Source organism: Kordia antarctica (genome assembly GCF_009901525.1).
GTDB lineage: Bacteria > Bacteroidota > Bacteroidia > Flavobacteriales > Flavobacteriaceae > Kordia > Kordia antarctica.
In genome coordinates this window covers 4,461,470-4,486,066 of sequence record NZ_CP019288.1, presented here as the reverse complement: position 1 = coordinate 4,486,066, position 24,597 = coordinate 4,461,470, and the positions used below count along the sequence as shown (strand labels likewise).

Genomic DNA, 24,597 nt, shown 5'->3' with positions numbered 1-24,597 from the left:
ATTATTTAATCACCTATAACTTCCCACATCTTATCCGCATTCAAGCGAAAGCTTTGTACATAATCAAAACGACATTGATTTGGTGCAATAATAGACAAAAATGATTGTTGCTTTTTATCACGATACAAATGATAAATCTCACCAACAATTGGCTCAAAATTAAACTTCGCGCTGTAAATCAAGTTATTATACTCAAACTTTTCCATCAACGCATCGTACTCAGCTTTGAGTTCCTCGTACTTCGCCTTTACTTGCTTATTTACTTTATCAATATTGACATTTTTCCACGTGACTGTATCTGGTGTGGTAATTACAGGCGCACCAACGCCTGTTGCATATGGTTTTAACGCCGCATCATATTTTTGCGTTTCTTCGTCAAAAACTACATTATCTGGCTTTTTATCTTCTTCTTGCATGTTCTTTTTCTTTTAATAATCATCAGGATTCGCGATGATTGCTTGTGCTCTATTTTTTAACGCTTCTAACTTTGTTTTGTCCATTTTATCTAACAAACTAAACATCATTGTCATGCGTTGATTATCTTTCAAATATTCTCTTTTCTCGTCTAAAAAATTCCAATATAACGAATTGAATGGACATGCATTTTCCTCCGTTTTTTTAGACACTTTATAGGCGCAACCTTTGCAGTAATTGCTCATTTTATTAATATAGCTTCCGCTAGAAACATACGGTTTTGTCGCAACCAATCCGCCATCTGCAAACTGACTCATGCCGCGTGTATTGGTAATTTCAACCCATTCTATCGCGTCAATATAAATACCTAAATACCATTCGTCAACCGCGTCAGGATGCATTTGTGTCAGCAACGCAAAATTTCCTGTAATCATCAAACGTTGAATATGATGCGCATACGCGTTTTCCAAACTTTGCGTAATTGCGTGTTTCAAACAATTCATCTTCGTATTTCCTGTCCAATAAAAATCTGGAAGCGAATTTGTATTATTTAAGGCATTCAAAGTTCTATAATTTGGCATTTGTTTCCAATACATTCCGCGCATATATTCTCGCCAACCCAAAATTTGTCGAACAAAACCTTCTACTTGCGAAATATCAATTGTTTCTTTATTTGCTCGCCAATAGGAAATTACAGTTTCTATTACTTCTTTCGGATGTAACATTTTTGAATTCATCGCAAATGACAATCGACTGTGAAATAAAAAACGTTCTTCTGTGTGCATTGCATCTTGATAATCGCCAAAATGAACCAACAATTCATCACAAAAATAATCCAACAAATCTAAAGAATCTTCTCTATTTGTCGTCCAAGGAAAATTAGCAACATCAATACTTCCAATCGTTTCAATTTCGGCTTTCTGAATCATTTCATAAATAGCTGAAACCGAATTTTTAAGTTGTTTTTCTGGCGGAATTTCGGGCAATCCTTTCCACTTCTTACGATTACTTTGGTCAAAATTCCACTTTCCTCCTTCCGGATTTTTCTCCGTAAGCATCATAATATCGTATTTCTTTCGCATATCGCGATAAAAATATTCCATTACAAATTGTTTCTTTCCTTCAAAGAATTCTGCAAAATCGGTTCGTGACGTTAAAAAATGTTCCGTGTCATAAACTTCTGTTTCAATAGAAACTTCTTGACAAAATGACTTCAATTGCACATCCAAACGATATTCGTCAGGCAACTGATATTCAAACTTTTCTATGTTGTGTTCTTTAATGAGAAGTTTCAAATTGGCTACCAAATCGTGTTGATTTTTTTCAGAATCCAACGTAAAATATACAACGTTGTGGTTTTCACGTTGCAACCAATCTGAAAACGAACGCATACTTTTAAAAAACGCCACCACTTTTTGAATATGATGTTTTACATAATTCGTTTCTTGTTTCATTTCAGCCATAAAATACACAACTTCCGCATCGGTATTTTGATACCAAGAATGTTCATGATTCAGTTGATCGCCAAGTATAAATCGAAGTGTTTTCATATGTTTTTTCTAAAATAAACTTGTTTGTAACCAAAGGTTTTGAAACTTCTTATTCGCGTCATATCGTTCTGCCTGAAGCTTCACATTAAACGTTCTATTCCTCGGATCGTTTCCAACGCCAGCAACATACAACCAATTTCCGTAATTGCTGTGAACGTCATAATCGAGTAATAAAGATTCAAAATATGCTGCGCCAATTCGCCAATCTAGTTGCAAAGTTTTGGCAAAATACGAAGCTACATTTTGGCGTCCGCGATTGCTCATCCAACCTGTGTGTTTCAATTCTAACATATTTGCGTTTACAAAAGGTTCAGCAGTTTCGCCATCAATCCATTGTTGAATTAATTTTTGATCTCGATTCCAATCGTAGGTTTTATGCAAAATTCCTTCCAACTTAAAAATATTATTTTCGTGTTTTAGAGAAATATATTTAAAAAAGTCGCGCCAAATCAATTCAAAAATCATCCAATAGGTCGATTGATTCTTTACAATTTCTGATTCGTATTTTTGAATTTCGTGGTAAATCATTCGTGGCGATAAACTTCCATTTGCTAACCAAGCGGAGAATTTAGAACTATAATCTTTTCCAACCAATCCGTTTCGTGTTTGCTTATAATAAGATAACTTTTTGGTTTCCCAAGTATAATTTTTCAAACGTTGCAAACTTGCTTTTTCGCCACCATTAAAGGGAAAAGCGGTTCGTGCGTCTTGTTCAAATTCGGTTAATCCTAATACTTTCAATGTTGGCACTTTCGTGAGATGCGCCACACGGTTTGTTGCTACCATTTTTGCAACTGTTTCTATCGGACGAATGTTTGCGTATTTCTCACACTTCTTTCGAAATCCTGTGAAAACTTGCGGAATCTTCTCAATTTCATACGGAATATCTGCTGGATGATACAAAAACTGATCGTAACTTTCAATGAAATTTATTTCCGTTTCAACGTTTGACTTTACATTTTCAAAAACTTCAACTTCTTCCGAAGTCCATTCTTTTTGTAAATACACAGACGTAATTTTATGCAATTTTATAAATTCAGGAATTAAATTTTCAGGCTTTCCAACATGAATAAAAAGCGAAATATTCAAATCGTTCAATGCTACTTGTAAACTTTCAACAGATTCAATCAAAAATTGCGCTCGGTATTTCTCTGTTTTCACAAATCCAAACCGATCTTTTTCAAAATGACGCGGATCAAAACAATAAATTGCCATCACAAAATCATTTTCTTTGGCAGCTTTTACCAACGAAATTTGATCGTGAATCCGCAAATCATTTCTGAACCAAACCAAACCTGTTTTAGTCATCTTTTTTATTTTTATTTCTGCGACAGCGTTCGCTACAATATTGAACTTCGTCCCAAACGCGTTCCCACTTTTTTCGCCAATTAAAAGGTAATTGGCAAACTTTACATAATTTTGATGGCAAGTGCGTTTTCTTCATATTTTATTTTGTTTAACAAATATACTAAATAATTAAACAAAATGTTTTTCAAAGTTGAAATTTGTATATTTAGAACGCTAATTTGAAATGATTATGAATATTAAGTATACGCTTGGCGCGATTGTTTCCATTCCGTTGTTGCCGATTTTATATTTTCAAGGAAAGAAAATTCAAAAAACGATTCCGCAATTACCTGAAGCAACAGGAATTGAAGGAATTTGCACCGTTTCAAGCAATCAAACTTTTCAATTAATTACTATTGGCGAAAGCACGATTGCTGGCGTTGGCGCAACTACACATGAAAATGGATTTACGGGAACGCTCGCGAAAGCATTATCCGAAAAATTAGTCAAAAATATTTCATGGAAAGTGTATGCAAAAAGCGGATATACAGCAAAACGTGTCAAAGAAAAAATCATTCAAAACATTCATGAAAAGTTTGCGGATATCATTGTCATTGGACTTGGCGGAAATGATAGTTTTAAATTAAATTCTCCTAAAAAATGGAATAGAGCTATTCGAGAATTGATTGCTACACTTCGTGAAAAATATCCCGAAACGCCCATTTTTTTCATCAATATGCCGCCAATTAAAGAGTTTCCTGCATTTACAAATACGATTAAATTTGTGATGGGAAATTTAGTGTTACACTTTAGCAAAGAACTCAAAAAAGTTGTGAACGATTTTGACAATGTGCATTACTATTCAAAACCCATTGTATTTAATGAGTATATTGAAAGTATGAATTTAGACGCAACAACTGCCGATTTTTTCAGCGATGGCATACATCCGTCAGAATTTGCATATCAAATTTGGGCAAAAGATGTGGCGAATTATATGTTGGAAGAAAAGATTTTAACTTGAATAAATCATTTTAGAAAAATAGTTAAAAAATATGTCCTCTTTTATCTTTTGGGAAACGTCTTAGAGATATAAATCTATAAAAACACAAAATTATGAAAGAATTTATGATGATTTTCACTGGAGCAGATTACGCTGATTTAGGGCTTTCGCCAGAGGAATTACAAAACCGAATGGGAAAATGGTTTGCTTGGGGAAATAAAATGGAAGAAGCAGGAATTCTTCGTGGAGGAAACGCGTTGAATCCTCAAATTCGTAGAATTGTTGGTAAAAATAGAACCGTAACTGATATTACTTCTGCGGAAGTGAAAGAAATAATTGGCGGTTATTACATCGTTGTTGCCAAAGATTTTGACGCTGTACAAGAAATTGCACAAGATTTTCCCGATTACGATTTAGACGGAACTGTTGACATCAGAGAAGTAACCGTTTTTGAACATCATTAAGAAATGGAATCAAAACTCATAGACCATTTATTCCGACATCACAGTGGAAAAATGGTCTCTGTGTTAACTCGAATTTTTGGACTTTCCAATCTTGAAATTATTGAAGATGCCGTACAAGATACGTTTGTAAAAGCCAGCATTTCGTGGCGAAAACAACAACCTGAGAATCCAGAAGCTTGGTTAACGAAAGCGGCTAAAAACAGAGTTTTGGATATTTTCAGGAAACTGAAAGCGGACAGAAAACTACTTCCCAATTTGCAGCAAAGTCGCGATTTTATTGCTGTAAACGAACTTTTTTTAGATCCTGAAATTGAAGATGCACAATTGCGTATGATTTTTACGGCGTGTCATCCAAATTTAGATCCGCGTGATCGAATTTCGTTTGCACTGAAAACAGTTTCAGGTTTTAGCATTAAAGAGATTTCTTCTGCATTGTTAACCAAAGAAGAAACCGTAAAAAAACGATTGTCTCGCGCACGAAAAACGATTCAAAAAGGAACTATTAAATTTCACATTCCGCAAGGAAAAGCATTGCCCGAACGTTTGGAAAGCGTCATGGAAGTTTTGTATTTGATTTTTAATGAAGGTTTTCATTCCAATGCAAAAGAAACCTTGATTCGGAAAGAATTGTGCGGTGAAGCCATGCGATTGTGCAAAATGTTGCTCAAAAACGAACATACACGAACTTCCGCTGCGTACGCTTTGTTTGCATTGATGTGTTTTCATTCAGCACGTTTGGAAGCGAAAATAAATTCGTCAAATGAAATTCTCGATTTAAAACATCAAGATCGCAGTTTGTGGCATTTACCATTAATTCAACTCGGAAATACAATAATGAATAAAGCGGTTCAAAATACTGAATATTCTTGTTATCATTACGAAGCCGCTATTGCCGCCGAACATTTACGCGCTTCAAATTTTGAAGAAACCGATTGGGAAAAAATTTTGTATTGGTATGAGTTTTTGTACGAAATGCAACCAATTCCGATTCACGTATTGACAATGGCGGTTGTGTGTTTGCAGGATTCAAAATTCGCTAAAGCAAAAAACTATTTAGATCAACTTGAAGCTTCCGATTTTGAACAACGAAGTTATTTGTATTATGGAACACTTTCAGATTATTATCATTCTACAGAAAACATAGAAAAAGCTATCATACATCTTGATTTGGCGTTAAAAACGGTTACAAATTCTCTTGAAAAAGAATATTTACAGAGGAAACGAATGGTTTTAACTTCTTAAAATTGAAATGAAAATTGTAGTTTTACGTTTAATTACACATTATTTTAAACACTTATGAGATTTACTTTTACACTATTATCATTGTTTCTTGTTGGAAATATATATTTCGCGCAAGCACAAAAATCAGATCCGACTCAAGAACCAAAAGCGGCAATTATTGTAACGATTAATGGAAAAGAACATACAGTTTCTGAAGGCGATGAAATAAAGCAAGATGGAACTACGGTTTCTGTAACACTTTCAGCATCGAAAACCTTTAACAACGGAACGATTTCTTTTGAGTATCCAACAAGTTTTGCTTTCGAATATGAAGAATCTATTGGATACAAAAACTGGACTTTTGACGGGAATAATTTTGTGATTATGTACTTTGAAATCTCAGAAGAAAATACGTTGGATAGCTTTGTTGATGAAATTTCAGGACGTTTTGGAAAATCGAATTGCAAAATAGAACAGAAATCGTTGCAACTTGGTAAAAGAATGTTAGACGGAAAAAGAATCAATGTAAATTTGATGGGCGAAAAATTGACTTTAGATTTATTGGAAATCAAAATGAAAGACGGACAAACTCGAATTATCGCGTTTCAAGATTCTAATGACGATTATGGAAATCCAACCGATGAAGGAAAAGATACTATTGAATTGATTGATAAAACGATTTCGTATAAAAAGTAAAATTTACCAATATATATAAAACGTTCGCTTGAATTTTCTCGCGAACGTTTTTTTATGAAGTATATTCAATCTTTTTTGGAGATGAAGCAATAATATTTCTTAAATTGAAAACAATTCTAACCAACTAACAATCAAATGAAAATCAATTCCCTTACTTCAAAATTCAGTATGTTTTTCGCTGTTATTTTTCTAATTTCTTGTGGAGATAAAACAAAGCAAGAAAACCCTGAGACAACAACTGAAACCACTTCAGAAGCTTCCGATACAACTGCGGAAACTCCAAAAGAAGACACTACTTATTATTCTTGGGTTGATAATATTAACGTTAGAGATGCTTCAAATACGAAAGGAAAAGTTGTTGGAACGTATAGCGCTGAAGATGCATTAGAATTTACAGGAGTCAAATCTGATCATAAAGATATTATTACACTTAGAGGTGTTGCGTATAATGATAATTGGCTAAAAATCACTACAAAAGACAACAAAGAAGGTTGGGTTTTTGGTGGCGCTGTAAAACATGAAGACGAAATAAAAGGAAATGGAATTATTACAAATGAGAAATTTGACTTTCCACACTTTGGGAGTTTTGATCTCAATTCTTGGACAGATTTAGGCGTTACAAAAACACAAGGTGGCGACGCAGAAACTTCTACATATCGATATATGAAAGACAATCAAATTCTGGAAATTGAAAAAACGGATGTTGGCGAATATGGCTATTATTATACCTACAGATTGATGGATGCAAAAAATACGCTTCAAAAAGAACGAAAATTTAGTTTTGAAGCTGGTATGGGAGACACAGGAACTATGATGGAATTGACTGAAGTCGTGAAAAATTTTACCAATAAAAAACAATATGCGCGCAAACAAATGCTTACCAAACATTTTATGCAATTAAACGCCAGACCAGAAATGGTAAACGGCAATTGGGAAGAAACTGCCTTGATAGATGAGAGCAAAATAGCATTTGCAAAACCTTTACAAATTATTAGTGATTTTGTGTCTTTACCAAAAGAAGTTGATATTGATAGTGGTTGTAGTTGTACGTTTAGAACGCATCCGAAAGACTATGAAACAGTCATCTTTTTTAGTACAATTGAAGAAGCTCCAAAAGCGTTTGCCGCAATTAGAATTGATGGAAAAAACATCCTTTTAAAAAGTAAAAAAGTAAAAAATCCCGATTATAAACGCGGTGATTATCATGCACATTATTACAATGATACGTACGATTTAAAAATTATTGCCTTTAGAAATGGAGAACCCGAAACTGAAAGTCAAGAATATGCTGGCACGATGCAACTTACCTCAAAAGACGGAACTGTACATATAGATATCAACACGTTTGGCGTTTGTGGTTGCTAAAATAGTCTAGCATTTTCATCTTTGAAACACATGAATATAGACGAATTAAAATTTGAAAAATTAGATTTTTCTGATGTAAAAACCTTAGCAAATTGGGCGCAACAAGAAGGTTGGAATGTTGGTGCGCACGATGTAGAAGTCTATTTTACCACTGATCCTGATGGTTTTTATGGTTTTCATTACAACAGCGAACTTATTGCTGGCGGATCTATTGTTTCCTATAATGGCGAATTTGGCTTTATGGGATTTTTCATTGTAAAACCCAACTACAGAGCGCACGGAATTGGCAGAAAATTATGGTATCAAAGGCGTGACATGTTGCTTTCGCGATTAAACAAAAATGCCGCAATCGGAATGGATGGAGTTGTCGCAATGCAATCGTTTTATCAAAAAGGTGGTTTTGAAATTGCTTTTAGAGATGTTCGGTACGAGAAAAAAGGAACTGCTTTTACTATTGACTCAAATATTTCTTCTATTGAAGCTACCGATTTTGAAAATATCTTGGCATATGACAAACAATGTTTTGGATTTTCGCGTCCACAATTTTTAAAACCTTGGTTACAGCTTCCGCTGAATAAAACATTCAAATATGTTGAAAATGGCGAGTTAAAAGGATTTGCAATTGTTCGGAAAGCGACGATTGGCTATAAAATTTGTCCGCTATTTGCTGATAATCTAAAAACCGCTGACGAACTTTATAAAGCGTGTTTAAATGCTGTTTCTGGAGAATTGCTTTATATTGATATTCCGATGATTAATGAAGATGCAAAAGCACTTGTAAAAAAGCATGAAGCAACGTATATTTTTGAATGTGCGCGTATGTATTTAGGAAATCCGCCAAAAGTTGATGTCAACAAAATTTTTGGAATTACTACTTTTGAACTTGGTTAAAACAATACAAATAAAACAATGGAACATTCAAAAATAGAAGAAGCGTATAATGAAACTTTTGGTGGACTTACCATGTTTTACAGAGATTGCGAACTGAATCCTTATTTCATTTCAAAATACACAAAGAATCAAATTTTGCAGGAAAGAGGATTTACAGATGTTTCCACTTTTGCGGAAGGACTTAGCACAAATTTACGTTATGCAATTGCTTCCAACAAAGCTAGAGATTTGACACAAATAAATCCAAATGTCAAAAAATATGGTTTTTGCATTATTCAGTCATCATCTCATTATAAAGTGTTGGATATTTACAAAATTGGCGCGCAAACTCAAATTCTATTGCTTCATTTTGATGAAAAATTTACACCTGTTTTTAGCGGAACCAAATCAAATATTGAAGAAAATGTTATCAAAAAAGGGCGTGAAAGTTTTGACAAGAAACTACAAATGAAACCGAACGTTTTTTTAAATGAAGATGAATGGAAACAACGCACACAATTTCCTATTGGAATGTCTGATGCTGGAGATTTTTTCTTGGCTTCCGCCGATAAAACAAGTGGCGAGAAAATGTCAAACGCTTCAACAACCGAAGAAGCAGAAATACCGAAAACGACCAATGTTTCCGAAAAGCCATCAAACCAAAGAAAAGAAAAAAAGTCTTTTTGGAAACGATTGTTTGGATAACTATTTTGTTTACGAGTTGAATTACAAAGAATAAAACACACATGATACATTTAATCGTCGGAAATACTGGCGCAGGAAAAACAACGTATTCCAATCAATTAAAAGAAGAAACAAAAGCTATTATTTTTTCTATTGATACTTGGAATCATACACTTTTTATACCTGATAAGAAACCAACTGATGGACTCGATTGGTTTTTAGAACGTATTGAACGTGTAGAATCAATCATTCAAAATTTGGTGGCGCAACTTGAAGCTTCAAACACAGATTCAATTTTAGATTTAGGTTTGTCAAAATACGAACATCGAGAAAAGTTTAGAACATTCGCACAAGCAAATAATTTAAACATCAAACTTCACTTTTTAGATCTTTCTGCGGAAACGCGCTGGAAACGTATCTCAACTAGAAACGAGGAAAAAGGCAACACATTTGAATTTGAAGTTACCCGCGAAAATTTTGATTTTATGGAAACTTGGTTTGAAATTCCAACTGATGAAGAACTGAAAGATGGAATCGTCATAAAACGCTAAAAAATCAACATTCATCACGCTAAAGCGATGAAATACACTACCTTTGCGCAAAATTTACACAGTTATGTCTACTTTTCAGGAATTTGACTTATCAAATCAATTGCAATTTGCCATTGAAGACTTAGGTTTTACAACGCCAACGCCAATTCAAGAACAATCGTTCTCAGTAATTCGTGGTGGAAAAGATGTTGTGGGAATTGCGCAAACAGGAACAGGAAAAACATTTGCTTACATGTTGCCAATATTGCGCGATTTGAAATTCTCGAAACAAGTAAATCCGCGAGTTTTAGTCATCGTTCCAACGAGAGAATTGGTGGTTCAAGTGGTAGATCAAATTCAATTGTTTGCAAAATATATCAATATCCGAACTCTTGGCGTTTATGGAGGCGTTAATATGAATGCGCAAATGCAAATTTTAGCACAAGGCGTAGATATTGTCGTAGCAACTCCAGGACGATTATACGATTTGGTTTTGGGTAGAGCTTTGCAATTAAAATCTATCAAAAAATTAGTGATTGATGAAGTAGATGTGATGTTGGATTTAGGTTTCCGATACCAGATTACAAACATTCTCGAATTACTTCCTGAACAACGTCAAAACATTATGTTTTCGGCAACAATGACAGATGATGTAAGTGATTTGATTGATGATTTCTTTTCTGCGCCACACAAAATTTCTATCGCAGTAAGCGGAACACCATTAGAAAATATTTCGCAAACATGTTATCCTGTTGAGAACTTTTACACGAAAGTGAACTTACTAATTCATCTTTTAAAAGATAAAGAAACCTATAGTAAAGTGCTGGTTTTTATCTCGAATAAAAGAATCGCAGATAGATTGTTTGATTGTTTGAAACCTGATTTCGGAGAAGAAGCTTGCGTGATTCATTCCAACAAAACTCAAAATTACCGTTTACGTTCTATCAGTCAATTCAACGAAGGTCAGAACCGAATTTTAGTCGCAACAGACGTAATGGCACGTGGATTGGATTTAGATATGATTACGCACGTTATCAACTTTAACACGCCAAACTATCCTGAAAATTACATGCACCGAATTGGTCGATCGGGACGAGCGGAAGCGAAAGGAAATTCGATTTTATTCTACACAGAAAAAGAAAGAGAAGATAAAGAAACGATTGAAACGTTAATGAATTACGAAATTCCTGAATTGGAGTTTCCCGAAGAAGTTGCGATTTCGACAGTTTTAGCGCCAGAAGAGCAAACGAAGATTCACGAAAATAACAATCCTTCAAAAACTTCAGGATTGGCACCAGGTTTTCACGAAAAGAAAGACAAGAATAAGAAAACCAATCAAGGTGGTTCGTACCGAAAAGAAATCGAAAGGAAATATAAAAAGCCGAAAACTCGAGGCGATAAGAATTATAACATGCGGAATAAAAAGAAGTAGGTTTCAGTTGTCGGTTTTTCAGTTATGAGTTATGAATTATGAGTTGAATAAACAAATTAACGAATACACGAACAAACAAATCAACAAAAAATCAAAAAGTGAAAAGTGAAAAACTAAAAGTTAAAAAGTTAAAATAACTAGCAACTAGCAACTAGCAACTAGCAACTAGCAACTAGCAACTAGCAACAAAATAAAAAACTTCCATTTGTAGCAACAATTCCTTATATTTGTAGTAACGTAGGATTATAAACCCAATCGTTATGAAACGAGCATGTCTAAATATTATCATTTAAAGTAATGATTAATAGCGAACTGCATGTGACCGTTGAAAAACAATATATGCTAACACATGAAAAATATTCAAGGAAACATTAAACATTTGCGAGCGCTCAAAGGTTTCTCTCAGGAACGCTTTGCAGAAGAATTAGGTTGGTCGCGTTCAATGGTTGGCTCGTATGAAGAAGGTCGTTCCGAACCGCCAATTGATCGCTTGATTGATGTTTCAAACTATTTCAATTTACCGATTGATATTCTCGTCAAAAACGATCTCACACAAGCCAAAGATAGTTCGTTTATGCAACTAGGAAATCAACGCTTGTTATTTCCGATTACGGTAGATGAAAATGATGAAGAACTCATAGAGATTATTCCAACAAAAGCTTCCGCTGGATATTTGGCAGGGTATGCAGATCCTGAATATATTGAACAATTACAGAAAATAAAATTACCGTTTTTACCAACAGGAACACATCGTGCATTTCCCATAAAAGGAGATTCTATGTTGCCTGTAAAAGATGGCTCGTACATTGTTGCAAAGTTTGTAGATGATTTTACTGATGTAAAAGATGGACGTACGTATATTGTCTTGACGAAAAATGATGGATTAGTGTACAAACGTGTGTATAAGCACTTTACAGGACTTGCATTGTTATTAAGCAGTGACAATAAAGCATATAAGGAATATCATGTTCCGATGGAAGAAATTTTGGAAATTTGGGCGTTTACGTGTTGCATTAATACGCAAGAATATGATGAAAAAGAATTGAAACTAAGCAGTATTATGTCCATGTTTAGAGAATTGCAAGTGGAACTAGAAGCTGTTAGCAAAATGTCGTAATTGTATGTCTAAAACCCAAATGTATACCATAATTGATGTTGAAACTACAGGACGTAGCAATCAAATCACGGAGATTTCTATTTTTAAGTTTGATGGAACTAAAGTTGTGGACGAGTTTACTTCTTTGGTGAATCCGAACGCGCTCATTCCTCCGTATATTACAACGTTGACAGGAATTGACAATGCGCTCGTTGCCAATGCGCCAACGTTTGCAGAAATCGCAGAAGAAGTGTTAAGCATTACGAAAGACACGATTTTTGTAGCGCATAATGTCAATTTTGATTACAACGTAATTCGCAATGAATTTAAAGCAATCGAAATTGATTTTAGAAGCAAAAAACTGTGTACAGTTCGGTTATCGCGCGCGTTACTTCCTGGACATAAATCTTATAGTTTAGGGAAATTATGCAAGTCGTTGGAAATTCCACTTTCGGACAGACACCGAGCTAGAGGCGACGCAGCAGCAACCGTACTTTTGTTTGAATTATTGTTAGAACAAGAAGCCGCAGAAGCAACTTTTCAGAAGTTTTTAAAACCGAGTTCTAAGGAAGCGACACTTCCACCACATTTACCAAGTAAAATTTTTGAAGCCTTGCCAATACAAGCAGGCGTGTATTATTTTAAGAATAAAAAAGGTAAGATTATTTATGTTGGAAAAGCAAAAAATATACAAAAACGTGTGTTGAGTCATTTTTATAATAAATCTAAAAAAGAACTTGATTTGTGTAGAGAAACCGCAGATATTGATTTTGAATTATCAGGAAGTGAATTGGTTGCTTTATTGATGGAAGATTCAGCAATAAAACATCATTATCCAATATATAATAGTGCTTCTAAACGAAAGACAAAAAGTTATGCGATTTTTGAGTATTCCGATCGTGGCGGCGTGAAACATTTGGCGTTTAATGATGCCAAAATCATTCAGAATCCGTTGATTACTTTTTACAATATTCGCGATTGTAGAACGTATTTGGAACGTTTATGTATGCAATTTGAATTGTGTCCGAAGTATTGTCATTTGCAAGAAAATGTTCGGGAATGTTCGCACTTTTTGATTCAATCCTGTAAAGGAGTTTGCAAAAAAGAAGAAGCTGTCGAAGTCTACAATGAACGTGTTGATTTGGCAATTTCGCATTCGCTAGAAGCTTCTCAAAATGTGGTCATTAAACAAAAAGGACGAAACGCCAACGAAGAAGCGTTTGTGTTAGTCAAAAACGGTTTGTATTTAGGCTACGGATTTGTGGATTTGGATGTACAAATAAATCACACCGACGAATTGGAACATCATCTCATCAAACAAAAAGACAATGTAGATGTGCAACGTATTTTGCGGAAGGTGTTGTTGGAGACTAAGGTTGGGAAGGATTTGGTTTTTGGGGTTGGTTGAGAAATTCAACTATATCTAATACATAAAATAAGTATTAATTCAAACAATAGGAATTTGGAACGAAAGTTTAGTTTTAACATTAGCGAAAAAAAATGCCAGAAATTGAGAACATAAAATATTTTGCGCTTTTAGAGGAATTTGAAACCTCTCATAAGTTGATTAAGTTAGGTTTTGGTGAGTTACAAAATATCAATCTCAGCAATGGTTTTTACTTTCTTCCTTTTCAACTTTTATCGCAAGGATTTGAGAGATTTATGAAAGCCTATATCTGTTTAGGTCACCTTCATAAACACGAAAAACTTCCAAACTCTAAATATATTAAAAATTTAGGACACGATTTAGAGAAATTATTGAAGGAAATAATCGAGAATTATTACCGAGATTTTAATAGGTCTCAATTTAATTTAGATAATGAATTTATCCAAACAGATTCGGATTTAAAAGAACTTCTTTTTATACTTTCAGAATTCGGAAAATTAGCTAGATATCACAATTTTGATTTAATCACGGATAATGCAAAAATTGGAGTTAATACAACACAATTGTGGGAAGCGTTTGAAAACAAAGTTCTTAACTCAAAAGATTATGAAAAACTGATGGATTTTAATTTAAGTCATGAAGTTTATAATAAAATATCCACTTACATAATTGTAGTATTTGAAAAGTTTATTTCAGCAATTTCAAGACAATTTATTTTTAAGTGTTTGGGACAAAAAGGCATACAATTATCAGCATCAACATTTTTCGATTTTGGAATGTTATGTGAAAAGGATTTTGGTAAAAAGGATTACCGAAGTCAAACTACGAAATATAAAGAAACGCCAAAAAAAGTCCACAAAAGAACAATACTTGACGACATTCAGCGAAATATAAATCCTGAATTCAAATCAAAGAAGATCTTGAAATCGGAATATAATGGCGACTGGCCTTTTTATGCAGACAAAGTTATTATTGAGTGCAGACAAAGTCATTGGTGTATTGTAACAATAGACGGATTTGACTATGCTTTGAATGGTTCAGCGAAAGGACGCTATAAACTAGAAAACCCGCACGATGCAGGAATGGCAATTCTAGGAAAAAGTATATCCAATTTTATAAAAATGGCATTAGAATTAAATACTACGTAAAAACATTAAGACGACTAATTACTTAAAAAAGAACTGAGCAATAAAATTAATTACCAATTTGGTAACTTTTTAGTACATTTGTATAAAACAACAATAATGTGAGAGTCATTGCAAAACGAACTTTACGAGATTTTTGGGAAAAACATGCTGACTGCTCTGAACAGCTAAAAGCTTGGTACAGAGAAACCGAAAAATCCGAATGGAGTACTATTAATGAATTGAAAAGTGAATATCCTAGCGCAAGTATCTTAAAAGACAATAGAATTGTTTACAACATCAAAGGAAATAATTATCGTTTGATTGTAAAGTTCAACTTTGAATACCAAATATGTTGGATACGATTTATAGGAACGCACGCGGAATATGACAAAATTGACGCAAATACCATCTGATTATGAATATAACTCCGATTAGAAACGAAAAAGACTATCAAAATGCACTTAACCGACTTGAGCTGATTTTTGATGCAAAAAAAGGAACTGAACAAGGAGACGAACTTGAGATTCTTTCCATCTTAATTGATCAATACGAAAACGAAAACTTTCCTATTGGAATGCCTGACCCAATTGAAGCAATAAAATTTCGAATGGAACAGATGGGAATGAAGCAGAAAGACTTGGCAACAGTTATTGGGTTTAATAGCAGAGTAAGTGAAATTTTAAGTAAAAAACGCAAACTAACCTTAGATATGATTAGAAAGTTAAATACCACGCTTCATATTCCAACGGACGTTTTAGTTCAAGATTATTAAAAAAATATCATCTATTTTACTCAATTTAAATAGATTACAACCATACAATGATCAAAAAACTCCAACACACAAACATAAAAACAGCTACTGATATTCGTGATGTGTTTCAAGTTTCATACGCAGTTGAAGCCAAGTTATTAAACGCAACTGATTTTCCTCCTTTAAAAAGACCACTAGAAAACTATATAAACAGTAACACCACATTTTTCGGATATTTTAAAAACACAGCACTCGCAGGCGTTATTGAAATTAATCACACTACGAATTTTACACATATTCAAAGTTTGGTGGTAGCTCCAAAATTCTTCCGACAAGGTATTGGAAAAAGTCTAATAGAATTCGTCTTTAATATATTTGATTCAAAGCTGTTTATAGTTGAAACTGGCGTTGAAAATGAACCTGCAACTAAATTATACAAGAAATTTGGCTTCAAAGAAGTAAAACAATGGAATACGGATCACGGAATTCGTAAAATTCGCTTTGAACTTAGAATATGATAAAATTGATATAAATAAAATTTGAAGGACTAAACCGATACTAATGTATACAATTGAAAAAGCATACTTGATAACTGAACAATTAAGAAAATTCACAACTGGATACACACATCACGTAGTTGGACATTTTGCTAATATTGACTTTTGGATTCATGAAGTTATCGAAGCGTTAAAAGCTATTGATGAACATAAAAAAAGATTTGACAATATATATAATACTCAAAAATATTGGACGGAAGAACATGGAACTATTGTACATGGATACTGCCAGATTTGTAATGGTAGATGCGAATTTAGTGATGGAAAACCAACATTGCCCAAACTAAAATATAAAAGTGAGAAGATTGATTCGAGAAGAGAACTTGTTGATGCAGCCTATTTTTTTCTTGCACGTTGCTATAGAATTGGACTTTTGACAAGTGAAGATTTGAAAAAACGATGCGACTCTATTGGAACAAGTATTGATCCGAATGATCTAGATTGATAAAAACTCCTCAAAATTACTTTCAAGGAGTTTCATAATTTTAAATTATATATTTTCTACAAAACATTATCCATAATATCCTGCACAACTTCTGGATTCAGTAATGTACTTGTATCACCCAAATTACTCGTTTCTTTTCCAGCAATTTTTCTCAAAATACGTCGCATAATTTTTCCCGAACGTGTTTTCGGCAAGCCATTGGTAAATTGTACTTTATCTAGTTTGGCAATTGGTCCAATTTGTTCCGTAATAATCTGATTAATTTCTTTACGTACATTATCATGATTTCGGCTTTCGCCAGATTCTTTAAGCGTTACAAATCCGTACAATGCATTTCCTTTAATATCGTGTGGAAAACCTACAATTGCCGATTCTGCAACTGCTGGATGTTCGTTGATTGCATCTTCAATTGGCGCAGTTCCTAGATTATGACCCGAAACAATAATGACATCATCTACTCTACCTGTAATTCGGTAATACCCAACTTCATCGCGCAAAGCACCATCACCAGTAAAATATTTATTTTCATACGCAGAAAAATAGGTGTCTTTATATCGCTGGTGATTTCCCCAAATAGTTCGCGCCATACTTGGCCACGGAAATTTAATACATAAACGTCCATCTACTTGATTTCCTTTGATTTCTTTACCGTTTTCGTCCATTAACGCTGGTTGAATTCCTATAAATGGCAACGTTGCATAGGTCGGTTTTGTTGGTGTACAAAAAGCGATTGGCGTAATCATAATTCCGCCAGTTTCCGTTTGCCACCACGTATCTACAATTGGTGCTTTTCGTTTTCCTATGTTATCATCATACCAATGCCACGCTTCTTCATTAATAGGTTCGCCAACAGTTCCCAGAACTTTTATCGATGATAAATCGTGTTTTTCTACATGTTTTACACCTTCTTTCGCTAACGCGCGAATGGCAGTTGGCGCTGTATAAAATTGATTGACTTTGTGTTTTTCTATAATTTCCCAAAAACGTCCAAAATCGGGATAACTTGGAACGCCTTCAAACATTACAGTTGTTGCGCCATTACATAACGGACCGTATAAAATATAACTATGTCCTGTAATCCAACCGATATCTGCCGTACACCAATACACATCTTTTTCGCGGTATTGGAACACATTTTTAAACGTATATGCGGTAAAAACCATATAACCTGCCGTTGTATGCACCATTCCTTTTGGTTTTCCTGTCGAGCCAGAAGTATAAAGAATAAATAACGGATCTTCTGCGTCCATAATTTCTGGAACACAATCGTGATATGCTTCGTCTAATAATGGTTGCAACCAATGATCGCGACCTTCTTTCATGTGTATTTCTGAGTTGATTCTTTTGGCAACCAACACCGATTCTATACCATCACAATCTTCTAAAGCATCATCTACAATTCCTTTGAGATCGATGGTTTTTGCGCCACGAAAAGAACCATCACTCGTAATCACCATTTTACAGTTGGAATCATTTATTCGTGTTGATAAAGCTATGGAAGAGAATCCTGCGAAGACAACAGAATGAATTGCTCCAATTCGCGCGCACGCTAAAACGGAAATTGCCAATTCAGGAATCATTGGTAAATAAATACACACACGATCACCTTTTTGAATGCCTTTTTCTTTTAATACATTGGCAAAACGACATACTTTTTCGTGCAATTGTCGGTATGAAATATGTTGTGCTTCTTCTTCTGGATTGTTTGGTTCGAAAATAATTGCAGTTTTATCGCCACGCGTATATAAATGACGATCAATGCAGTTTTCGGTAATGTTGAGTTGTGCACCTTCAAACCATTTGACTTCGGGTTTTGTAAAATCCCAACTTAACACATTGTCCCACTTTTTTCGCCACATGAAGTGTTCTTCCGCAATTTCTTCCCAAAATATTTCAGGATTTCGAACAGATTTTCGATATACTTGATAGTATTCTTCTAAGTGTTTTATATGATAATTACTCATGATTGGTCTTTGTTTTCACTTTTTGCCCGTTAAAAAATGGTTTTTTAATTATTGGATAATTTACAAATATTTTTTTCAGTATCAATTTAAACAGCAATTAAGCCTTTCAGTATTATTTTTAACAAGGAGACCAATATTCAAATCGGATTAATTTTCCGTTTTTTATGCTAATCCGTATTCCGTCTTCAGCATTTTTGCGAAAGAGAACGATTGCCCCTTCTAATTCGTTTCCAAAATGTTTAGCCAATTCATCTCCAAATATTTCAGTCAATTCGGATAAATTCGTTTCGCAAGTCAAATTTCGACTACCATATTCTATATTAATTGAACTATCATTTTCGAGATTGACTTGTTCTAAAACATATAATTCTTTTTCATTTCCAGTGAATTTTATTTTTCCATAATCAAGAGTCAAATACGTACCATTTTGAGACTCAGTTGATAAAAATCCACATTCATAATTTGGGTCATAAGTCTTTTCTGGTTCTCCAAGTTTTTTGATTATTTCAGATTTAGTAGCATGAAAATTTAGTCCTTTATATTTGACTAAATCAAAGTCAACAGATTGGGCAAAACTTAATTTTGAAATTAGAAATAATAATAGGATTAAATTTAGTCTTTTCATATTTATTCTTGTATGATATGCTTCAAATTAATACTAATTAATGACTTGAAGCTTCTCCTGCTCCAGAAGGTATTCTGATGTTTTCTACCATTTCTTGCACATCTTTTGGAGGCGCAGGCGTTAATCTTGAAACAACTACGGAAACAACCACATTTACAATCATGGCAATGGTTCCGAAACCTTCTGGCGATGTTCCAAACCACCATTCGCTTGCTGGTCTTGCTTCCATTACGCCAATGAGTCCTGTTTTGTATCGAATCATGTAGAAAAGCATTAATACGATTCCGACAATCATTCCTGCAATGGCGCCTTCTTTGTTCATTCGCTTGTCAAAGATTCCTAAAATAATTGCTGGAAAAAATGATGCAGCCGCCAAACCAAATGCTAAGGCGACCACGGCGGCGACAAATCCTGGCGGATAAATTCCGAATAATCCCGCGATAATGATTGCTACTAAAATGGAAATTCGCGCAGCTAATAATTCTCCTTTGTCTGAGATAGTTGGCTTTAATTGCTTTTTGATTAAATCGTGAGAGATTGATGTTGAGATTACTAATAACAAACCTGCTGCTGTTGATAATGCTGCGGCTAATCCGCCAGCGGCAACTAAGGCAATTACCCAGTTTGGAAGTTTCGCAATTTCAGGATTTGCCAAAACCATGATATCTCTATCTACATATAATTCGTTTTTTTCGGTACTTGCGTTGGAGATTAAGCGTTCTCCGTTTATTCCTCTAGCGTCTGTATAAACAGGTTTTTTTCCGCTTAAAGCGTCTCCTGCAACATATTGAATTTTTCCGTCTCCATTTTTATCTGCCCAAGCAATTAAACCTGTGTTTTCCCAATTTTTGAACCAACTAGGAATTTCTTTATATTCTTGTTCGCTAACCGTTTCTATTAAATTTGTTCGAGAAAATACTGCAATTGCTGGCGCAGTTGTGTATAAAATTGCAATGAAAAGCAATGCCAATCCAGCAGATTTACGTGCATCTTTCACTTTCGGAACTGTGAAGAAACGCACAATAACATGTGGCAATCCTGCCGTACCAACCATTAAGGCAAGTGTAATTGCAAATACATCCCAAGTTGATTTGGTTCCACTAGTATATTCAGTGAAACCGAGTTCTGTATGTAAAGTATCGAGTTTATCGAGCAGAAAAGCGCCGCCTTCAACCTTTCCTCCCATTCCTATTTGTGGAATAATGTTTCCTGTCATTTGCATGGAAATGAAAAATGCTGGCACCATAAACGCGAAGATTAACACACAGTATTGTGCAACTTGCGTATAGGTAATTCCTTTCATTCCGCCTAAAAAGGCAAAAATTAAAACTACCGTCATTCCGATGATAACGCCAATATTTATATCTACTTGTAAAAACTGAGAAAATACAATTCCGACACCGCGCATTTGTCCGGCAACATAGGTAAATGATACAATTAAGGCGCAAATTACGGCTACGGTTCTTGCGGTGTTTGAGTAGTATCGATCTCCGATAAAATCGGGAACTGTAAATTTTCCAAATTTCCGTAAATATGGCGCTAATAGTAACGCTAGTAACACATATCCGCCTGTCCAACCCATTAGGAATACAGAGCCATCATATCCCATAAAAGAGATGAGTCCTGCCATGCTTATAAATGATGCTGCGCTCATCCAATCGGCGGCAGTTGCCATACCATTTGCTAAGGGAGAAACGTCTCCGCCAGCCACATAGAATTCTTTTGTTGAACCTGCTCGCGCCCAAATTGCAATTCCGAAATATAGCGTAAAAGTAATTCCTACTAAGATCCAAGTCCACGTGTGTACACTCATAGTTTTTTTTTGTTATTTCAAATTTTATTTGGTATTACTCGTCGAAACCGTATTTTTTATCCAATTTATTCATTAATCGGACGTATACGAAAATTAAGATTACAAATACATATATAGAACCTTGTTGTGCAAACCAAAAGCCTAGTTTGAAGCCGCCAAGCCTGAACTGATTGAGTTCTTCTCTAAATAAAATTCCGCAACCATAGGAAACAATAAACCATATTGATAGTAAAATGATTAAGTATTTTATATTTTGTTTCCAATATGCGGATGCGTGTTTTTGTTTTTCGCTCATGGTTGGTTGGTTCGTTTATTTGTTTATTCGATAATTTGTTTGTTTATAATTCTGAATTGTGCCTACTAATATACGTATTGATTTTGATTTTAAAATGTTGTGTAATTTATAGAAGTGTCACGAAATGAATAATCTATTAAAAAGAATTAAAACAGAAATCTACGATATATGCGGGCTGAAAGTTTCTAATTTTAGAATAGAAACTGAAAGTAAAGAATATGATGCATGCCAATTTAATCTGAACGGATTGTATATTGTATGTAGAAACGCAAAAATAACGCCTAAGAAAGTTGGGCAATTTGCAACATTTTGGAAAAGAAACGAGCATCAACCTATTGAACCATTTCACGAACAAGATGCAATTGATTTTTTTATTGTAAACGTTCAAACGGAACATAAGTTTGGACAGTTTGTTTTTCCGATAGCTGTATTGATTGAAAAAGGAATCATTTCGACAGATAAAAAAGAAGGAAAAAGAGCGTTTAGAGTGTATCCAAATTGGGATGAAACAAAAAGTAAACAAGCAGCGCGAACTCAAAAATGGCAACTGAATTATTTTTATGAAATAAACAAAACAACTGATTTGAATATCGTAATTGAGTTATATAAAAAACGTTAATAAACTCGAATGAGAATGCAACTAAAAATAAAATTAGATATACATTAGTATAATAATAAACATATAAGAGTGACGGTCATTTATGTAAGCTTTCAAGTGTGAGTTCGGCAATAATGGACAATGAAAAGTTGTTTATAGAAAATGATAAAGGTTTTGACTTGTTTATTCAAAATCTCGCTCACATAGGTGTAAAAGGTTCTGGATGAAAATGGGATTAAGCCTAGTTATAATGCTGGTGGGGAAAAGCAAATATTACAAGCTTACATAAAAATATTTCTGTATTCATATATAATATTACCTAAAACTGTCAATTCTAAATCAATATCCAAAATATTTTTATAAAATAAACCCAGTTCATAAAATTTTTCTAACATTTCTTTATTATATGATGCGCTTAATTTTTCTAATTTAACTCTTTTTGAAAGTTCTACAAACTGTATAAATGTGGTAAACAAATTATCATCGATTAAAATATTCACAGCATTAGATATTACTGGTGGAATTTTTTCTTTTGAATCACTATAAAATTGCCTAGTTTCTACAGTTAAAAAAATATTCTCGTATTCGTTTTTAATATTCTCAAGACCCTGTATCTGTAAATCATAATCTACAATTAGATTATTTTTAACTTTATCAACTTCTAATAAATGATCTTCTTTAAGTTTCTTTAAATCTAGTTGATGAATATCTATTTTTTCGGAAAACTGATTATCTTTTTTTATTATCTTTTCGTTTAAATTTGAAATATTTTCATCTTTTTCCTTAATCTGATCTTGTTGCTCATCAATTAGTTTAGAATACTCTCTAACTTTATCTCGTTGTTCTTCGTATTTTATAAAATTTTCATCTCTTTCTTTTACAACTTCTTCATTAATAGTTTTTAATACTACATTTTTACTTACAATTTTACCTGTAAAATAAGGCATTACATTATGCTCTATCCAAATTACCATAATTCTGGTAAAAACAATTATTAAATAACCTACAAACATTATAACTACGGCATATATAACATCTAACAGGAAAGACTTAACTGTAACGTTTGCAGATAAATAATTTTGAATTATAAGTAATTTATCATCCATATTACAATCTTCATCAAAAATAAAAATTGAGTAAATTAATTCCCAATGATGAAAAAGAAGGATTAGTGTTAATGTTCCAAAAAATGGGTTGGTAAGCTTGTTTTTTATATTACTGAAGAATGAATTTATTACTTCCATGTATAATTATAGTTAATGTAAAAAGATGATTGATTTTCTATTTGGTTTGTACAAACAGTTAATTGTAGATGTTGTTAGTAGTAGGCTTTTCAAAAAATCCATCTGTATATAATAATTATAATTATTAAAAATAATAAAAAAAGTACAAGGCGCTCTCTTTTTTTATTTTTCCTATCTTCTTCTTCAATTGCTTTCAGTCTAGAATTTTTAGTGTTCAAATAATTTTCATCGTTAAGGAGAGGAAACCCTTTATAACTGATATGTTTTATATTAGGATCTGGAAATGTCGCATTGATATTCAAATAATCTCCTTTCTTGTATGATTTAAAATCTTTAAAATCTTTGTAAAAATAACGGACTATCATTTTATCAGAATGAATACTTACTTTATTTATATAGTCAATCTTATTATTACTCAATTCACTAAACTCAAACCAATATTTAAAAGCCTCAGTTGTATAAAATTTTATGTAAATTAAATCAAAATCATTCAAATTAGAAGTGTCAATTTTTTCTTTTTCATAAGTATCAAGAACCCAAATATCTTCTATTTTTCTTTTTTCATAAATAACTATCTCTTTATACCGTTTTTTAAAGTTAAATATATTGATATTATCTTCTTCACTCTTTTGTTTGAAATATTCATATTTATCATAAGAAGTTATATTATCGAATTCTTCATAAGTTTTATTAAGTAATTCGTATATCTCTTTTAATGTAATTTTAATCATAAATCAAATTTTTATCTAATGAATATTATACTATAAAATTAATATTGGACAAGTTGATAACAATATTATCTTTTACTACATCTTTCAGACAGTTATCAATTTCTTTTCTATCCTGTGCTACTTTTTATTGCAAAAGATTTAAATCAATCAACGCTTTGGGAAATTACACATTAATTTTAATTATTTTACGCTCACTTGTTTTTTTTTACGCTAATGCCATAACGTATTTACGATATTATATTTTATCTGTTTTCCGAATGATAACATTTTAATTTCCATAGTTTTTACGGGAATCCGTAAATCAAACAGAAATAATTGTTTTTAATTGTTAAGAATGAATAAAGGAGAAAAAAAACCTAAGTTTATTTCTTTCTTAATTATGAGTTCTTTTTGATTAAGCACATTACTAAAATGACATATTAATAATTTGAAAGCCATTTTTTAAGATATT

27 protein-coding genes are annotated in these 24,597 nt (G+C 33.2%); 17 read left to right on the top strand and 10 right to left on the bottom strand.

The genetic code is table 11. The features are described 5' to 3' along the window. Positions 1 to 5 precede the first annotated feature (5 nt). From IMCC3317_RS18800 to IMCC3317_RS18785, 4 genes are read right to left on the bottom strand one after another with little or no spacing between them, the layout of a single operon-like run. Positions 6 to 416 (bottom strand): DUF2452 domain-containing protein, encoded by a 411-nt coding sequence (locus IMCC3317_RS18800; protein WP_160131024.1) that lies wholly within the window; start codon positions 414 to 416, stop codon positions 6 to 8. 12 nt (positions 417 to 428) lie between these two features. After that, positions 429 to 1,964: a cryptochrome/photolyase family protein gene (locus IMCC3317_RS18795; RefSeq protein WP_160131023.1), complete on the bottom strand. Its 1,536-nt coding sequence runs from the start codon at positions 1,962 to 1,964 to the stop codon at positions 429 to 431. A 9-nt stretch (positions 1,965 to 1,973) separates the two neighbouring features. Then, positions 1,974 to 3,272 (bottom strand): DASH family cryptochrome, encoded by a 1,299-nt coding sequence (locus IMCC3317_RS18790; protein ID WP_160131022.1) that lies wholly within the window; start codon positions 3,270 to 3,272, stop codon positions 1,974 to 1,976. Beyond that, positions 3,265 to 3,408, bottom strand: a complete 144-nt coding sequence (locus tag IMCC3317_RS18785) for a DUF2256 domain-containing protein (protein WP_160131021.1) — start codon at positions 3,406 to 3,408, stop codon at positions 3,265 to 3,267. The genes IMCC3317_RS18790 and IMCC3317_RS18785 overlap by 8 nt, the downstream gene beginning before the upstream one ends. A gap of 93 nt (positions 3,409 to 3,501) precedes the next feature. On the opposite strand from IMCC3317_RS18785, the gene IMCC3317_RS18780 reads away from it, so the two are divergent. From IMCC3317_RS18780 to IMCC3317_RS18705, 16 genes are all read left to right on the top strand, one after another. Continuing rightward, complete coding sequence (locus IMCC3317_RS18780; RefSeq protein WP_160131020.1) at positions 3,502 to 4,272, top strand: SGNH/GDSL hydrolase family protein; 771 nt, start codon at positions 3,502 to 3,504, stop codon at positions 4,270 to 4,272. A gap of 92 nt (positions 4,273 to 4,364) precedes the next feature. Then, positions 4,365 to 4,715 carry a YciI family protein gene (locus tag IMCC3317_RS18775; RefSeq protein ID WP_160131019.1) on the top strand — a complete coding sequence of 117 codons (351 nt, stop codon included), beginning with the start codon at positions 4,365 to 4,367 and terminating at the stop codon, positions 4,713 to 4,715. A 3-nt stretch (positions 4,716 to 4,718) separates the two neighbouring features. Beyond that, positions 4,719 to 5,957, top strand: a complete 1,239-nt coding sequence (locus tag IMCC3317_RS18770; RefSeq protein ID WP_160131018.1) for an RNA polymerase sigma factor — start codon at positions 4,719 to 4,721, stop codon at positions 5,955 to 5,957. Positions 5,958 to 6,011: 54 nt separating this feature from the next. Further along, on the top strand, positions 6,012 to 6,632 hold the full coding sequence (locus IMCC3317_RS18765) for a hypothetical protein (protein ID WP_160131017.1): 621 nt from the start codon (positions 6,012 to 6,014) through the stop codon (positions 6,630 to 6,632). Positions 6,633 to 6,767: 135 nt separating this feature from the next. Then, positions 6,768 to 7,997: an SH3 domain-containing protein gene (locus tag IMCC3317_RS18760; RefSeq protein WP_160131016.1), complete on the top strand. Its 1,230-nt coding sequence runs from the start codon at positions 6,768 to 6,770 to the stop codon at positions 7,995 to 7,997. Positions 7,998 to 8,027: 30 nt separating this feature from the next. Continuing rightward, complete coding sequence (locus IMCC3317_RS18755; protein ID WP_160131015.1) at positions 8,028 to 8,888, top strand: GNAT family N-acetyltransferase; 861 nt, start codon at positions 8,028 to 8,030, stop codon at positions 8,886 to 8,888. Between the two features lie 18 nt (positions 8,889 to 8,906). Continuing rightward, positions 8,907 to 9,572, top strand: a complete 666-nt coding sequence (locus IMCC3317_RS18750) for a hypothetical protein (protein ID WP_174805961.1) — start codon at positions 8,907 to 8,909, stop codon at positions 9,570 to 9,572. 41 nt (positions 9,573 to 9,613) lie between these two features. Then, positions 9,614 to 10,102, top strand: a complete 489-nt coding sequence (locus IMCC3317_RS18745; protein WP_160131014.1) for an AAA family ATPase — start codon at positions 9,614 to 9,616, stop codon at positions 10,100 to 10,102. Positions 10,103 to 10,166: 64 nt separating this feature from the next. Next, the gene (locus tag IMCC3317_RS18740) at positions 10,167 to 11,513 is read left to right on the top strand and encodes a DEAD/DEAH box helicase (protein WP_160131013.1); all 1,347 of its coding nucleotides are present in this window, start codon (positions 10,167 to 10,169) and stop codon (positions 11,511 to 11,513) included. A 349-nt stretch (positions 11,514 to 11,862) separates the two neighbouring features. After that, positions 11,863 to 12,630 (top strand): XRE family transcriptional regulator, encoded by a 768-nt coding sequence (locus tag IMCC3317_RS18735; protein WP_160131012.1) that lies wholly within the window; start codon positions 11,863 to 11,865, stop codon positions 12,628 to 12,630. A gap of 4 nt (positions 12,631 to 12,634) precedes the next feature. Beyond that, entirely contained in the window at positions 12,635 to 14,017 is a 1,383-nt protein-coding gene (locus IMCC3317_RS18730) for an exonuclease domain-containing protein (RefSeq protein WP_160131011.1), read from the top strand. A 92-nt stretch (positions 14,018 to 14,109) separates the two neighbouring features. Further along, entirely contained in the window at positions 14,110 to 15,144 is a 1,035-nt protein-coding gene (locus IMCC3317_RS18725) for a hypothetical protein (protein ID WP_160131010.1), read from the top strand. Positions 15,145 to 15,242: 98 nt separating this feature from the next. Further along, positions 15,243 to 15,536 carry a type II toxin-antitoxin system HigB family toxin gene (locus IMCC3317_RS18720; protein WP_160131009.1) on the top strand — a complete coding sequence of 98 codons (294 nt, stop codon included), beginning with the start codon at positions 15,243 to 15,245 and terminating at the stop codon, positions 15,534 to 15,536. A gap of 2 nt (positions 15,537 to 15,538) precedes the next feature. Further along, entirely contained in the window at positions 15,539 to 15,895 is a 357-nt protein-coding gene (locus IMCC3317_RS18715; protein ID WP_160131008.1) for a helix-turn-helix domain-containing protein, read from the top strand. A gap of 47 nt (positions 15,896 to 15,942) precedes the next feature. Continuing rightward, positions 15,943 to 16,392 carry a GNAT family N-acetyltransferase gene (locus tag IMCC3317_RS18710; protein ID WP_160131007.1) on the top strand — a complete coding sequence of 150 codons (450 nt, stop codon included), beginning with the start codon at positions 15,943 to 15,945 and terminating at the stop codon, positions 16,390 to 16,392. Positions 16,393 to 16,435: 43 nt separating this feature from the next. Beyond that, positions 16,436 to 16,876, top strand: coding sequence for a hypothetical protein (locus IMCC3317_RS18705; protein WP_160131006.1), 441 nt, complete (start codon positions 16,436 to 16,438; stop codon positions 16,874 to 16,876). Positions 16,877 to 16,932: 56 nt separating this feature from the next. On the opposite strand, the gene acs is transcribed toward IMCC3317_RS18705, so the two are convergent. From acs to IMCC3317_RS18685, 4 genes are all read right to left on the bottom strand, one after another. Beyond that, positions 16,933 to 18,840: an acetate--CoA ligase gene (gene acs, locus IMCC3317_RS18700; RefSeq protein ID WP_160131005.1), complete on the bottom strand. Its 1,908-nt coding sequence runs from the start codon at positions 18,838 to 18,840 to the stop codon at positions 16,933 to 16,935. Positions 18,841 to 18,958: 118 nt separating this feature from the next. Next, complete coding sequence (locus IMCC3317_RS18695; RefSeq protein WP_160131004.1) at positions 18,959 to 19,465, bottom strand: hypothetical protein; 507 nt, start codon at positions 19,463 to 19,465, stop codon at positions 18,959 to 18,961. A gap of 37 nt (positions 19,466 to 19,502) precedes the next feature. Beyond that, positions 19,503 to 21,278 (bottom strand): sodium:solute symporter family protein, encoded by a 1,776-nt coding sequence (locus tag IMCC3317_RS18690; protein ID WP_160131003.1) that lies wholly within the window; start codon positions 21,276 to 21,278, stop codon positions 19,503 to 19,505. A gap of 34 nt (positions 21,279 to 21,312) precedes the next feature. Continuing rightward, positions 21,313 to 21,573, bottom strand: coding sequence for a DUF4212 domain-containing protein (locus IMCC3317_RS18685; RefSeq protein ID WP_160131002.1), 261 nt, complete (start codon positions 21,571 to 21,573; stop codon positions 21,313 to 21,315). Positions 21,574 to 21,697: 124 nt separating this feature from the next. Here IMCC3317_RS18685 and IMCC3317_RS18680 point away from each other — a divergent pair, with 124 nt between their 5' ends. Continuing rightward, positions 21,698 to 22,192 carry a MepB family protein gene (locus IMCC3317_RS18680; RefSeq protein WP_160131001.1) on the top strand — a complete coding sequence of 165 codons (495 nt, stop codon included), beginning with the start codon at positions 21,698 to 21,700 and terminating at the stop codon, positions 22,190 to 22,192. Positions 22,193 to 22,452: 260 nt separating this feature from the next. On the opposite strand, the gene IMCC3317_RS18675 is transcribed toward IMCC3317_RS18680, so the two are convergent. Then, entirely contained in the window at positions 22,453 to 23,415 is a 963-nt protein-coding gene (locus tag IMCC3317_RS18675) for a hypothetical protein (protein ID WP_160131000.1), read from the bottom strand. Positions 23,416 to 23,504: 89 nt separating this feature from the next. Further along, on the bottom strand, positions 23,505 to 24,146 hold the full coding sequence (locus IMCC3317_RS18670; RefSeq protein WP_160130999.1) for a hypothetical protein: 642 nt from the start codon (positions 24,144 to 24,146) through the stop codon (positions 23,505 to 23,507). Between the last annotated feature and the right edge of the window lie 451 nt (positions 24,147 to 24,597).